This window comes from Mucilaginibacter sp. 320_HR (assembly GCF_059691875.1).
In genome coordinates, this window is record NZ_JCAWAI010000003.1 from 194,428 (window position 1) to 208,239 (window position 13,812).

Below are 13,812 nucleotides of genomic sequence, written 5' to 3' on the forward strand. Positions count from 1 at the left end.
TCCCCCAACAATTACGCCGACACAGTAAGCGAAGTGCCATTTATGGCAACGTTATATTTTTTAAGGCTGGCTACTGCAGGCCCTTGTACCACTGCGCCGGTTTTGCTGAATTCGGAACCGTGCAGCGGGCAGATGTAAATTCCCTGATCTCCATGGTATTGTATTGCCGTACCCTCGTGTGTACAAGCCACCTGCACCGCCGAAAAGGAATCGGCAGAGTTGCCGGCTGCTATACGGGCGATAATAACTCCATTAGAAACCTTTTGACTGCCTACTGTGAGTAACTCACTATCCAGGTTCACACTAAACAGCGCGCCGCTGCCCGGGGTTGGTGTAGGATCGCTGTTTTTTGCACCGCTGCCGCATGATGCTATGCCGCACCCGGCGCATACCGCTGCCAGGCCCAGGCCAAACTTTGCTAAAAATTCTTGTCTTTCCATAACTGTTGTTGTGTTTAATATTTGTTTGATGCTTCCTTTTTCTTGCCGTTGAAACTGAACATTCTTGATATGGTAAAGCCCAGCCTGAACTGCCCTTTGCCCCAATCGCTCTGGGTCGCGCTCAGGTAACTGCTTTCTGTAATGGCCTTGGCATTGCTGAAGATTACCGTGAAAACGTGGCCGCCGGTCTCAATCTCTATACCTACACCCAGCGGGTCGTAAAAGCGGTTATCGCCGGTGGCATTATCCCTGAACTTGGAGAACGGGTGCGCGTAGTCTACCACGATGCCCATCCGTTTAGTCACCTTCAGGCGGCCGGCAATCCCCATAGCAAAAAAGTTGTTTTCGTTACCGGTAAGGAATGGGAAAGGAGAGTTATTGCGTACAAACGTAGGCGTTACCTGCAACGAGAACTTTGACGAGAACTTACGTGCAATAATTGCCTGCGCAACATAAGCCAGCCTGTCTTCGAAAGTAGGGAAAGCGGCATTGTCGTTATAGGCTTTTATGCCCGCCTTGCCCAGCAGTGTAACCGCGAAGGGCATGCTGTTATCTGATGTTTGGTGGAGCATGGCATATTTTAGCCCCAGATCAACCTGCTGGTTAAACTTACTGCGGCCAAAGTCAATGTCCAGGTTATCGGTAAGGCCGTACTCAAAGCCAATGTAGATGTCGCTGGAATTATCTAAACCGAACAGGGTTTTGCCTCCGCCTTGTGATCCGCCGATGTCGCCAAAGCGGTGTATCACCAGAAAGTTAAGGTTCTTCTTTTTTACGGTCTCTGTAGTGGCGCCGAGTATCAGCCTGGTAGACTTGAACGTGGCAATAACAGGTTCGGCCTTTTCGGTACCTTCCATACTGCTCAGCAGCGAGTCGGCAGCTGTTTTACCGGTGGCAGGATTGGTTTGTGCCCTAAGGGCGGTACTGACAAGGGCTGCAGCTGCAAATAAAATCAGCTTTTTCATAAGAGTTGTGTGGGGGTTTTTAGTTACTATTTTGCAGGGGTATAAGTTGCCAAAACGTTCATCTTTATTGTTTCGGCTATGTGTTTAAATACCAGTGTGGGTATATCTATTTTGTGGTCAACACACTTCACCATAAACTCTGATGTCATGCTCAGTGTACCATTATTTACGGTTATGGTTCCGGGGATGGTGCGGGTTTGCGTAACGCCATGCACGGTAAGGTCTCCGGTAGCGGTAACTGGGTACGTACCATTCTTGCTTACGTCAACCTTCTCGTTCACCTTGCCTTTGAAAGTGGCTCGCGGATACTTGTCGCTCTCTATGTAATTCTCGTTAAAGTGCTCCTGCATAAGCGACTTCGGGAACTTGAACGAGCGGATGTTTACGCTAAAGGCGAGGTCTCCGGTGCCGGCGTTGTATACCGATGTACCGGTGTTTGTTGATGCCTGTATATCCTCCAGCGGTGCGCTTGAAAACAGGCTGATCTTCGCGTTTTTACAGGCATAGAGGTCCTGCCCCACCTGGTTTAAACTTAACCAGGTGAGTAAAATGAAAGCTATGTACTTCATACTACTAGGGTTTTGTAAAAGAATTTATGTTCCAGTTGAAGCCGACGGCAACACCGGTGGTATGCAGGTTCACCTGGCTGTAACCTACCGCTTTTAGTGGTACTTTCAAGTAAGGCTGCACGCTCAGGCTAAACTTAGGACTCAGCTGCCGCTCGAAGGTAGCGTTGAAATTAACCGCACTCATGAGGTAGCTTTGCGGATTTGGCACTACATAGTTAGCCGGGCCGGCACCACTTCCCGATGCATAGGTATATTTGTAGTTTTCATGCAGCATTACGTACGAGGATAAGCCCGTCCCTAGCGCAAACTTGTTGCGGCCGCCTTTATATACCTGGTAGCTCACGTTCAACGGGATATCAAGCATGCGGCAATCTGCTACAACGTCTAACGGGTTCTCCGGAAACATATACCCCGAGTTGCTATTATAATTGCTGAAGCTGGTAGCGTATGGTTTTATCGCGTAAACTGCACCGGTAGTGAATGTCAGCTTCTTAACGGTTACAGAGAACGATACACCAAAGTTGCTGCCTACTTTATTCTGTGCCAATGAGTTTACGCCGTTTATATCTGATGAGGCTATGACACCCAGCGCAAACTGCGGCCGTATTCCGGCAGCTTTTCTAACCTTTACAGCGGAGCTCTTTACTGCTACAGGTTTAGTAATATCTGCAGCAGCTACTTGTGATGCTGCAGTTGTACTTGCCACTGCTGTTGGCGGTGTAGTATCCTGCTGTATGGTGTTGCCAATGGTACCAGAAGCACTAGCCACTACCTGTTGTAAGGTATCTGCTCTTTTCGAATCTCTGGCTGATGGCGGGATCACCGGTATGTATATCACCTCGGGTGATGTAGTTCGTGAGCCACTGCGATTCTTGGAATCTTCTTCATTTTTCGCAGCAACTGGACTGGTAAATGAAGTACCCGCAACTTTGTTCACAGTATCGGCAGTAGCAGGTACTGACTGCTGTTTCGGCTTAACTGCCACCTGGCTTTGATCCGGTTTGTTTTCGGTTTGGTTATTTGTTTGCGGTTTAAACAACATCCATCCGAAAAACAGCAGCAACAAGGCAGCAACGGCACTGATGATTGGCCACCAGAGTATTTTACGCTTTTTGCCTTTGTCCAGCATTCCTTCAAGGCTATCCCAATCGGCATCATTAAAGGCCAGGTGGTCGCCCGGGTCTTCCAACCGGCTCCTGAATAGTTTATCTATATGATCCTGCTCCTCGTTCATTTTCTGAAACCGTTTGTAAAGAAAGAAGCCTTAACATCCGCAGCGCAAATGGCCACTATGGAGTTATAATCCATGCCTCTGTCGTAATTGTTGTTCTTTGCACTCTCCTCCGATTTGAGGATCATCTGCTTTAGCTTATGCCGTGCTTTATGCAGGTTTGATTTTGATGTACCGGAGCTGATGTTCAGCATCTCTCCTATTTCCTCGTGCGAGTACCCATCTATAGCAAACAGGTTAAACACCGTACGGTAAGCTTGGGGTAATTGCTGCACCATTTTCAGCAGGTCCTCATAATTCAGATTATGGTCTACCGGCTTGCCGTCACTCAGGTGCTCGGCCTTATCAAGATCGTCTGTGTAAGCCATCTTAAGGTTGGCCCGGTAATAGTCTATAGACACATTCATCATAATGCGGCCAAGCCAGGCTTTAAACGGCCGCTGTGTATCAAACCTTTCCAGATGCGTAAACACCTTAAAAAAACCCTGGTTCATTACCTCAGCGGCCTCCTCACGATTATTTGCATACCGCAGGCATATCCCCATCGAAAAGCCATAAAATGCCTTATAAAGCATCTTCTGACATTTTCTGTCGTGGTTTATACAACCTGTTATCAAATGGTGTAACTCTTCTTCGCCCATAAGGGTTAATGCTGTGATGTGACGCTTAGTTCAACCTTTTATACCTACATCACGAAGGCAGCACTTTAAAGGTTGCCTTTTAAAATTAAAAAAAAGCAGCAAACTGCTAAGTGGTTGATTATTTGGCGGTAAAATTATCCCGAATGCCATACCTTACTCTTCTTTGGCATACAAGCAACCATTAAGCTAACCACTCCGTCATGGTTGTAAGGTCATAAAACCAACCATAACTTGTAATTGCCACAACGTGTCCAGCATCAATACAAATATATTAGCTACCCTGGCCTACTTCGATATGTTCGAGTATCCGCTCACCCGGCAGGAGATATTCAGGTTCTTGTTTTACAAACATTGTGAGGAAGATGTGAGTTGCGCTATTCATGATCTTGTTACCGAAAGAAGGATCTACCAACTAGACAAGTTTTATTCGTTACGGAACGACCCACTAATAATCGCGGAACGTTCCAAGGTAGCTCTGGCAGCGCGTAAGTTCATCACTAAAGCAAGTGCCCGGGCAAAGTGTTTGATCAGGCTGCCCTTTGTGCGCGGCGTTGGGGTATCCGGCACCTTTCATAAGAATTTATGGGAAGAGCGTGCTGATGCCGATATGCTCATCATCACATCTAAAAACCGGTTATGGATAGCCCGCATGCTTGTGAACTGCTACAGGTTATTCGTTTTCCGCAAACAGGAAAATGCCCTGCAGTTCAACTATTACATAGACGAACAAGAGCTGGAACTGAGTGAGAAAAACCTTCATACAGCTGTAGCTATAAACATGCTTGTTCCACTGGAGGGAGATATTACTTTCGAGAAATTCTATGCTGCAAATGCCTGGGTAAGGTTATACCTGCCAAATAAGCTGATGCGTGTTTCTTCCGCAGCCCCGTTAAGGAGCCCTGCTTTAAAACTATGGGTTGAAAGGATGTTCGACAACAGGGCGGGCAATAAATTGGATAACATCCTGATGCGGATATCTTCCTGGTGCAAACAAAAAGGCTTACAAAACACCATGCTTGCCGGCCAAAGTAACTGGGGCAAGCACTTTAAAAAGCCGGAGCGTGCCGGCTTTTCTTACTGGATGGACCAACGGTATAACGAAAAGGTTATCCGGCTGATTGGCGAAGCCGACCACCGGATAGCTCAATAGCGATTCCTATTTGGTGATCAGATTGTACAGCTCGTCTAACTTAGGTGTCAGCACAATCTCTATGCGCCTGTTCTTGGCCAGCGCATCGGCAGTTTCGCCCTGCTCTATTGGTTGGAACTCGCTTTTACCGGTAGCAGTAAGGCGCTTGGGGTCTACGTTTTCAACCTCGGTTAAGTACCGGGTTACTGATGTTGCACGTAAAACGCTCAGGTCCCAGTTATCTTTAATCTGGCCCAGGTTCTTAATCTTCTTGTTATCGGTATGGCCTTCCACTGCTATGTTGATGTCGGCCTCTTTGTTAAGTACACCTGCGAGAGATTTCAACGCCTGCTTGCCTTTTTCATCAATAACAATACTTCCTGATGGGAAAAGCAGCTTATCAGTTAAAGATACATACACCTTGCCGTTGCGGATATCCACCGTAAGGCCGCTTTGCTGGAAGCCCAACAACGCTTTCTGTAACTTGTCTTTAAGCGCGTTGGTAGCTTCGTCGCGCTTGCGCAAAATCTCTTCAACTTCTTTTAGCCTTGCTTCACGCTTCTGCAGGTCATCTGATAGTTGTGTAACCTTTGATGATGTAGCACTATAATTTTTGTCCAGCGAATTATACTTGCCATTAAGCGCATTGTAGTTGTTTGTTAAATCGGCAAGGTCGCTGTGCATCCTGGCGGTGTCGGCCATTAATTTGGCCCTCTCCTCATCAAGACTACCAGCGCGGGTTGCCAGCGAATCGCGCTGGGCTAGTAACGCTTTATACTTTTTTGGAGATAGTACCACACAAGAGTGCAGCGAAGTGGCTATAACGGCAACTAACAACAAGTACTTAATTTTCATGGGGTGCAAGGTTAACTTATGGCGTTCTTTAAAAATACATTTAGCGGATATATTCTGGCACAAAGCGCAGCAACTTCGTCAACGGCTTTGGCACTCATCACTTCTTTGTCTTTAAGCTGATGGAACACCACAAAGCTTTTAAGTTTAAGCAGATCTATATTCTCGTTATCTGATGTGTAATCCTTCGGCGTTGTTTTTAATTGTTCCTGCTTACGGAAATCACCGAAGAGTTTTACAAATGAAGGTTCATCAATTACCTTCTTGAGATCGGCAGCATTGTAATCTATCTCTTGGCGTATTGCTTTAAGATGCTCTGCTTCGGGCATCCAGTAGCCACCCGCAATAAAGCTTTTACCGGGCTGTATTTGCAGGTAATACTCCACGCCGCCCAGTTTGGAGCCATGCGACGGAATGCTTACTCCGAAGTTGTTTTTGTAGGGTGTTTTATTTTTACTAAAACGAATGTCGCGGTAAATACGCATCACACATTTTTTTGGATCAAGAGATTCGCTTACACCAGGGTCAATCTTGTGTATTTTTGCAAGCAGATCCGTGGTGAAGGCAATCAGGTTCTGGCGCGCATCTTCGTAACGCGGCCGGTTGCTCTCGAACCAATCACGTTCGTTATTCTCCGCAAGATCTTTTAAAAACTCAAGCGTAGTTGGGTTTATCATCCCTGCTCTGTAATATTATTCTAAGGTGTAGCTGTTAATTTAAGTTGAGCTTTTCCTGGCGAATGTTCAGGTCCACGTTTTTGCGGCGGTATTTGGTATACCAAATATATCCCGCTGCAGCTACCACCAAATAAGGAGCTGCCAGCAAAAACATGATGCCGGCATTTAACCCGCTAGTTGTTTTACTGCCGCTTTGCGCACTTGATTCTACCGATGCGGTACAGGCAGCGCACTGCGCTTTAACATCAATGGTAGATGCCGACAATACTGTAAATAAAAGCGCAACCAGAACTAATTGAATTTTTTTCATGTTACCGATATTAAAAGTGGTAATAAGGAGAGATCATCAAATATACAACTACTCCTGACACTGTAACGAATAACCATATTGGAAACGTCCATCTTACCAGTTTCTTATGTCTTTCTACCTGCATTTTAAGGCCGTAGTTAAAACTTAGCAGTACCAACGGTAATACTCCTGCCGCTAATATTATATGGGGGGTAAGTATGCTGAGGTAAAGCGTACGTAAGCCACCTATAGCAGCACGCTCTTCAGCGGACAAAATGCCATCGCCATTAGCATCTCCGTAAAGGGTATCCCTCCGCATTAAGTAATGAAACAATATGTATGATACAAGGAATAGCGATGATAGTATAAACGTGGTAATGTTAAGCCTTTTATGAACCTTTACATTACCGTGCATGATATAATACAACGATGTAACAAGTAATATGCTGCACGTACCATTAAGTATGGCATTAAGCATGGGCAGGTAAGGTGTAAAAGCAGGTGGCGTTTCCGGGCCAGGTATCAAATGCCGGTTAAGTACAATAACCACCAGAATTACAAAGACAGTAACGGCAGCTACAAAACGAAAGATGAATCTATCAGTCATAACAGTAAGATAAGTAAGCGGCAGGACGAAGGCCGCACATATTAATATAAGGCTTTGTCTACCTTGCGCAGCTCTTCAGAGATCAACACCTTTATCTCATCGCTTAGCTTAACCATATCCGTAGTTGACGTACCCGAGTAATACCCTCGTATGCGCTTTTCTGCGTCTACCAGCACTAGTTTATCGTCGAGTGCGAAAGAGCCATCCGCCATTTTAAAAGCATTTACAAGCAGGCCATTGCGCGAAAGGTTGTAGATGTTTGTAGTATCGCCAGTAAGAAAAAGCCACTTGCCGGCTTCCTTAAACTGCGATGCGTAATCTTTTAGCGCAGCAACATTGTCACGATCTGGATCAATAGTTACCGTAATAAAGTTTACCATTTTGTTATTACGATAGTTCTTCACCAGGCCGCTGAGATTGGTGTTTACCGTTTTACATACATCAGCACAGCCGGTGTAGAAAAAGCTGGTTACAAATATCTTCTTGTCAAAAGTTGCGGGTGTTACGGTAGCTCCATTTTGGTCTGTCAGCTTAAAGTTGCCAACCTTGTGGTAAATGGTGTCTGGAATGTACTTGCCGTGAAACTTATGGCCGGTTTTTGCAACCTCTTTAGGTCCGTAAAAAGGCAGCGGTTTATACCTGTTTTTGCCCTTTGCGGTTAGTAAATAATATAAAAATCCCGGTAATGCTAAAATCATTACCAGGATTACTATCTTTTTAGGAAGACTTGTCTTACGCATTAAATATCTTAAGGTCTACCCAATAATGACTTTCGTTTGTAAGTACCAGGATAAGCCCGATGATGAAAAGGATAGGAACAATAATGGCGAGCATTAAACCTACCTTCTCAAATTTAAGGTGCATGAAATAAGCAACAATGTAGAACGCCTTTAACAGCGTTAAAATTATGTAAATAGGGTTAGCAATGTGCTGCGGTACACCTCTTGGTACCAACACCAATGCTATAAAGAATTCAACAACGGTAATACCCAACAGTACAAAAAATACTCTCCAGATCTTCCCTTTGGTCATTGATTCGTGTTCGCCATGCTCTTCGTGGTGAACTTCTGTTTTTTCTGCTGACATATCTTTGTTCAGTTGATTGTTTTAAACTAGGTAAAAGAAGGTAAATACGAACACCCATACAAGGTCTACAAAGTGCCAGTAAAGGCCTACTTTCTCTATCATCAGGTAACTTCCGCGTTTCTCGTAAGTACCGGCAATAACATTAACGAGAATGATGATGTTGATGACAACCCCGCTAAATACGTGGAAACCATGGAAACCAGTGATTGTAAAGAACAGGTTAGCAAACTGCTGTGTGTAAGTAACAGAGCCGGTGTCAAATGTCTTAACAGCTTTAGAGGTACTTGAAAAGTACTCTCCTAATTCATGAGGAATGCTTCCCCACCAAAAGCCTTCATGATGCAGGTGTGTCCATTCCAATGCCTGGCAACCTAAGAAGGTAAAGCCGCCAATAATGGTCCAGATCATCCACATGGTAACTTCTTTCTTGGCCATACGGTGACCGGCCTCAACAGCAAGTACCATAGTAACCGAGCTCATGATGAGGATGAAGGTCATTAAACCTACGAACACCAGAGGTGCTCCACTATTCAGCAGGCCCGGAACTGACTGAAATATAAGATCGGCAGCAGGCCAAACGTCAGCACTGAAACGCAGCGCGCCGTAAGAGATCAATAACGAAGAAAAGGTAAACGCATCCGACAGGAGGAAAAACCACATCATCATTTTGCCATACTCCACTTTAAACGGCGAGCTGCCGCCAGACCACGGCGTGGTTTTTACTTCATCAATAGGTGATACTTGTGCACTCATGAGTTTTTATTGTTGGTTCAAAAGTAAAAAAACATACAGATAAATCCATATAATATCGACAAAATGCCAAAAAATAGAGGACATCTGCATTCTAAATAAGTTCTTGACTTGTGGTATGCCGCTGTAGCTTCCCCACATGGTATTGGCAAGCAACAAAATGCCCGCCAGGATATGCAAAAGGTGCATTCCGGTGAATACATATACAAAAGACTGCGACGCGTTAGGGTTGGTAAAGTACACCCCCATTTGGTTCACCATGTACGACCATGCGTATATCTGTATAACAAAGAACGCTACGCCTAAAGCGATTGTAATACCTAACAACAGGCGCTGTTTTGCAAACTGTAGTTCGCGCGCTGCTTTGGATGCCAACTGCATTGTTATACTGCTTACAACAATTGTAATAGTGCTGTATATAAATGCCGACGGCAGCTTCATACCAAGCGCATGGCCTGTACCGCCGCTGTATACAATAAAGCCACTGGTTAAAGCAGCAAAGAACATAAATGATGTGAATACGAATATCCACATATTGAATTTTTTTGGGGCCAGGTTTAGTTTATCTTCCTGTTCTATCTTAGCCATTATCATTTTACTTTTCCTATAAAATCAAACAAAAACATAAGTTGCACCACCGGCAGATAATAAAAAGAGCCAAACATCAGCTTCTGTGCTGCCTTGATGTCGCGCATCTTAAGAAGATTATAAGCCTGGTACAAAAATAAAGTACTCATTACCACAGATACTGCCCCTACCAAGTAACCGCCATAACCGTAAATAGTTGGCAGTAAACTTACCGGGAACATGATCACGGCGAATATAAACGTAACAATAGCGCTGGTAAGATCTCTTTTACCTGTAGGTAATAACCGAAAACCGGCTAATTTATAATCATCATCAAGCACCCAGGCAATTGCCCAGAAATGCACAAATTGCCAAACGAACTGTATCCCGAACAAGATCAGCGCTATCTCGTCAATCTTAGGGTGCGCAGCCACGTAACCAATAAGTGGTGGCAAAGCTCCGGGTATAGCACCAACAAACACCGCAATAGGCGATTTACGTTTCAGTGGTGTATATACAAAAGCATATAGGATTATAGAGAATACCGACAAATAGCCGGTGGTAAGGTTAAGCTTGCCCAACAGGTAAGTGCCAAACAGCGCCATAAACAACCCTATTACCAACCCCTGTCCGGTTGTCATACGGCCAGCCGGCATCGGGCGGTCCGATGTGCGTTTCATCAGCCGGTCAAGATCCTTCTCAATAATTTCATTAAATGTATTTGCAGCCGATGTTACCAGGAAACCACCCACGATCAGCATCAACCATTTGGTCCAGAAATCACGTCCGCTCCAGTCGATCGGGCCGTTTACCTTACTTCCTATCACGAAAGATATAGAAGCCGAGAAGGTCACCAAAAAGGTAAGCCGCAGTTTTATCAGCTTACTAAAGTCGCTCCACTTCATCTGTGCGCCTCCTGTATATTGTTCACCGAACTAAACAAGTTTAACAACAAATAAAACTGCGCACCAAAAACCAGGCTTGCTAACACAATGTGCGCGGCCTGCGCAAATGGAGGCAACGACCAGTACGAAAGCAGAATGCCTGTTACAATTTGCAGCATGATCATCAGGAACGTGAAGCTCATGAGTTGCTGCTGTACAGAGTGCCTGGAAAAGTTGCGACGAACCAGCGCGTACAACACAATGTTAAGTGCCAGTACAACCAACGCCATATCGCGGTGTTGATTAAAGATGTCGCCGGCGCGTGAGGTCCAGCTGTCGCGGTAGCTGCCTTCGAGGTGGCTTGCTACAGCGTCAATCTTTTCCCGTACTTCGGTACCAAAGGTTATTTGCAAAATGCTTAATGCTAGTACTATTAACGTAACTACCGCCAGCAGCGGCTTAACCGTAAGTTTATACCTGCCGCTGGTTTTGGCCATATGGTAAGTAGCGATGCTTATAGCCAATATGGCCAGGGCCAATAACATGTGTACGGTTACTATCCAGGCTACCAGGTTTGTTGACACCACAATAGAGCCCAACCATGCCTGAAAGCCTACCAGTATAAGGTTGAGTATACTTAATATAACAATGAACTTGCTACTCTTCCAGTAACGGAAAGAGTAAACTGCAGTCAACAACAAAAAGATACCTGATATTGCACCAATCAACCGATTGATATACTCTGTCCAGGTACGTGCACTGTTAAACTCTTCCGGGACAAGTATAGATTTATCGTTGCGAATACGCATAGCCAGCTGGCTATATCCAAAAACATCAAGCATTTTAGCGAATTTCTGGTTTTTAGCCATGCGTCCGTTTGCGTATACTTCTTTGTAGTTGGCAGGCAGTTCAGAAATGTCTGTTGGGGGTATATATTGTCCGAAACATTTAGGCCAGTCAGGACATCCCATTCCCGAACCCGTACTGCGCACTACCCCTCCTGCTAATATTAGTATAAACAGCAGGATTATTGTTGCAAGATTGATGTTTAGAAATCTACTACCGGATGCGTTACTGCTCATTCAAAAATCCTTACTAAAAAATTAGGGTAACTGTGTAAGTCCGAAGTTCCTGCTCAAAAGTCTTAAGCCCGAATGTCTGACTTAGAACTCCTGACTTGAGGCTACCGACTTGAACAGCTACCCTAAAAGATCAGATCAGTATATTATTACTTTACTTCTTCGTTGCTCTTTTGAGTACTTACCCACTTAGCGTGTGCCTCAAGGCCAACAGGGTTGTCCTCAAAGTCATGCGGAAGGTTAGAGCTCATAGTTTGTGATAGCGGTACAGTTTGCTGGATGTAATCCTCTTCTGCGCCAGGCTTGCTGTAGTCATATGGCCAACGATAAACAGTTGGTATTTCACCAGGCCAGTTACCATGGATGTGCTCAACAGGTGCTGTCCACTCCAGTGTATTTGCTTGCCAAGGGTTCTGAGTTGCCTTCTTACCAAAGAACATTGAGTATACGAAGTTGAACAGGAACGCAACCTGAGCTACTGCTGACATGATAGCTGCCCATGTAACAAAGGTGTTTACAGATAACCAGCGCTTCATCGACTCAAACTCTGTGAAAGCGTAGTAACGACGTGGTACGCCATCAAGGCCCATAAAGTGCATTGGGAAGAACACCAGGTACGCTCCTATGAAGGTAAGCCAGAAGTGCAGGTAACCTAGACGCTCGTTCATCATGCGGCCGTACATTTTAGGGAACCAGTGGTAAACACCGGCAAGCATACCAAATATAGCTGCGGAACCCATTACAAGGTGGAAGTGGGCTACCACAAAATAAGTATCGTGCAAGTTGATGTCTAAAGCAGCGTTACCAAGGAAGATACCTGTTAAACCACCCGAGATAAAGAAAGACACCATACCAATTGCAAACAGCATAGCAGCGGTGAAACGGATATTACCGCGCCACAATGTTGCCAGCCAGTTGAAAGTCTTTACAGCTGATGGTACCGCGATTATCAGGGTGGTAATCATGAACACACCGCCCAGGAACGGGTTCATACCCGTAACAAACATGTGGTGCCCCCAAACAATGAACGACAATACGGTAATACCTATCAGGGAGTAAACCATCGCGTGGTAACCAAAGATTGGTTTACGCGAGTTTACAGACATTACTTCTGATGATATACCCATAGCAGGCATAATTACAATGTACACCTCAGGGTGACCCAGGAACCAGAACAAGTGCTGGAACAAAATTGGGCTACCACCTTCATAAGGCTGAACCTGGCTGCTGTTTAAAACAATTTCTGAAAGGTAGAAACTTGTACCAAAGCTACGGTCAAACACAAGCAATACCACACCTGCAACAAGTACAGGGAATGCAAGGATACCCAAGATAGCCGTAAGGAAGAACGCCCAGATAGTCAATGGCATTTTCCAAAGATCCATACCCTTAGTACGCATATTTAATACGGTACTAACGTAGTTTATAGCGCCCATCAATGATGAGGCGATGAAGAACACCATGCTGATCAGCCACAGCGTCATACCCATACCAGAACCAGGCATTGCCTTAGGTAGTGCAGATAATGGCGGATAAATTGTCCAACCACCGCTGGCAGGGCCTTTTTGAACCATGAATGAAGATAGCATGATAACACTGGCTAAAAAGAAAAACCAGTAAGACAGCATGTTCATGAATGGCGATGCCATATCCCTGGCGCCTAATTGCAATGGGATAAGCAGGTTACTAAAGGTACCGCTCAAACCCGCAGTAAGTACAAAGAATACCATTATAGTACCGTGAATGGTAACCAGTGACAGGTAGAAGTTAGAATCTAAACGGCCACCAGGAGCAAACCTTCCTAAAAGGGTCTCCATAAAAGGGAAAGCCTGATCAGGATAAGCTAACTGAATCCTGAAAAGTATAGATAAAACCATCGCTATAACCGCCATGGTAATACCTGTAACCAGGAATTGCTTGGCAATCATTTTGTGATCCTGGCTAAATATATATTTGGTCAGGAACGTTTCATTATGATGATGGTGTCCGTGATCGTCTTCGTGATGTGCTACTCCGTGATCGTGAACTGATAATGTTGACATACTC

Annotated in this window: 17 protein-coding genes; 1 reads left to right on the top strand and 16 read right to left on the bottom strand. The window is 45.0% G+C overall.

Annotation, left to right across the window (positions count from 1 at the left end):
* Positions 1–11: 11 nt before the first annotated feature.
* The 5 genes from AC59GT_RS11435 to AC59GT_RS11455 are packed head-to-tail and all read right to left on the bottom strand — an operon-like array spanning position 12 to position 3,846.
* The gene (locus tag AC59GT_RS11435; protein ID WP_117383735.1) at positions 12–440 is read right to left on the bottom strand and encodes a QcrA and Rieske domain-containing protein; all 429 of its coding nucleotides are present in this window, start codon (positions 438–440) and stop codon (positions 12–14) included.
* Positions 441–454: 14 nt separating this feature from the next.
* The gene (locus tag AC59GT_RS11440; protein ID WP_497237751.1) at positions 455–1,405 is read right to left on the bottom strand and encodes a DUF5777 family beta-barrel protein; all 951 of its coding nucleotides are present in this window, start codon (positions 1,403–1,405) and stop codon (positions 455–457) included.
* Positions 1,406–1,431: 26 nt separating this feature from the next.
* Positions 1,432–1,974, bottom strand: coding sequence for a YceI family protein (locus AC59GT_RS11445; protein ID WP_497237752.1), 543 nt, complete (start codon positions 1,972–1,974; stop codon positions 1,432–1,434).
* A 4-nt stretch (positions 1,975–1,978) separates the two neighbouring features.
* Positions 1,979–3,208 (bottom strand): hypothetical protein, encoded by a 1,230-nt coding sequence (locus tag AC59GT_RS11450; RefSeq protein WP_497237753.1) that lies wholly within the window; start codon positions 3,206–3,208, stop codon positions 1,979–1,981.
* Positions 3,205–3,846: an RNA polymerase sigma factor gene (locus AC59GT_RS11455; RefSeq protein WP_497237754.1), complete on the bottom strand. Its 642-nt coding sequence runs from the start codon at positions 3,844–3,846 to the stop codon at positions 3,205–3,207. Before AC59GT_RS11455 ends, AC59GT_RS11450 begins: the two co-directional genes overlap by 4 nt.
* Before the next feature lie 247 nt (positions 3,847–4,093).
* Here AC59GT_RS11455 and AC59GT_RS11460 point away from each other — a divergent pair, with 247 nt between their 5' ends.
* Entirely contained in the window at positions 4,094–4,996 is a 903-nt protein-coding gene (locus AC59GT_RS11460) for a hypothetical protein (protein ID WP_497237755.1), read from the top strand.
* A 6-nt stretch (positions 4,997–5,002) separates the two neighbouring features.
* On the opposite strand, the gene AC59GT_RS11465 is transcribed toward AC59GT_RS11460, so the two are convergent.
* The 11 genes from AC59GT_RS11465 to AC59GT_RS11515 form a co-directional block, all read right to left on the bottom strand.
* Positions 5,003–5,830 (bottom strand): OmpA/MotB family protein, encoded by an 828-nt coding sequence (locus AC59GT_RS11465; protein WP_497237756.1) that lies wholly within the window; start codon positions 5,828–5,830, stop codon positions 5,003–5,005.
* Between the two features lie 11 nt (positions 5,831–5,841).
* A complete protein-coding gene (locus tag AC59GT_RS11470; RefSeq protein WP_497237757.1) occupies positions 5,842–6,504 on the bottom strand; it encodes a DUF2461 domain-containing protein in 663 nt (220 codons plus the stop codon).
* Positions 6,505–6,538: 34 nt separating this feature from the next.
* Positions 6,539–6,814, bottom strand: coding sequence for a hypothetical protein (locus AC59GT_RS11475; RefSeq protein ID WP_497237758.1), 276 nt, complete (start codon positions 6,812–6,814; stop codon positions 6,539–6,541).
* Between the two features lie 10 nt (positions 6,815–6,824).
* Positions 6,825–7,400: a DUF420 domain-containing protein gene (locus AC59GT_RS11480; protein WP_497237759.1), complete on the bottom strand. Its 576-nt coding sequence runs from the start codon at positions 7,398–7,400 to the stop codon at positions 6,825–6,827.
* Positions 7,401–7,441: 41 nt separating this feature from the next.
* Positions 7,442–8,140: an SCO family protein gene (locus AC59GT_RS11485; protein ID WP_497237760.1), complete on the bottom strand. Its 699-nt coding sequence runs from the start codon at positions 8,138–8,140 to the stop codon at positions 7,442–7,444.
* The gene (locus tag AC59GT_RS11490; RefSeq protein ID WP_117383724.1) at positions 8,133–8,486 is read right to left on the bottom strand and encodes a cytochrome C oxidase subunit IV family protein; all 354 of its coding nucleotides are present in this window, start codon (positions 8,484–8,486) and stop codon (positions 8,133–8,135) included. The genes AC59GT_RS11485 and AC59GT_RS11490 overlap by 8 nt, the downstream gene beginning before the upstream one ends.
* Positions 8,487–8,507: 21 nt before the next feature.
* Entirely contained in the window at positions 8,508–9,239 is a 732-nt protein-coding gene (locus AC59GT_RS11495) for a cytochrome c oxidase subunit 3 (protein WP_497237761.1), read from the bottom strand.
* Between the two features lie 6 nt (positions 9,240–9,245).
* The gene (locus tag AC59GT_RS11500; RefSeq protein WP_497237762.1) at positions 9,246–9,824 is read right to left on the bottom strand and encodes a cytochrome c oxidase subunit 3; all 579 of its coding nucleotides are present in this window, start codon (positions 9,822–9,824) and stop codon (positions 9,246–9,248) included.
* A 2-nt stretch (positions 9,825–9,826) separates the two neighbouring features.
* Positions 9,827–10,708 carry a heme o synthase gene (gene cyoE / locus AC59GT_RS11505; RefSeq protein WP_497237763.1) on the bottom strand — a complete coding sequence of 294 codons (882 nt, stop codon included), beginning with the start codon at positions 10,706–10,708 and terminating at the stop codon, positions 9,827–9,829.
* Entirely contained in the window at positions 10,705–11,769 is a 1,065-nt protein-coding gene (locus AC59GT_RS11510; protein ID WP_497237764.1) for a COX15/CtaA family protein, read from the bottom strand. Before AC59GT_RS11510 ends, cyoE begins: the two co-directional genes overlap by 4 nt.
* A 146-nt stretch (positions 11,770–11,915) precedes the next feature.
* Positions 11,916–13,808: a cytochrome c oxidase subunit I gene (locus AC59GT_RS11515; protein ID WP_497237765.1), complete on the bottom strand. Its 1,893-nt coding sequence runs from the start codon at positions 13,806–13,808 to the stop codon at positions 11,916–11,918.
* Between the last annotated feature and the right edge of the window lie 4 nt (positions 13,809–13,812).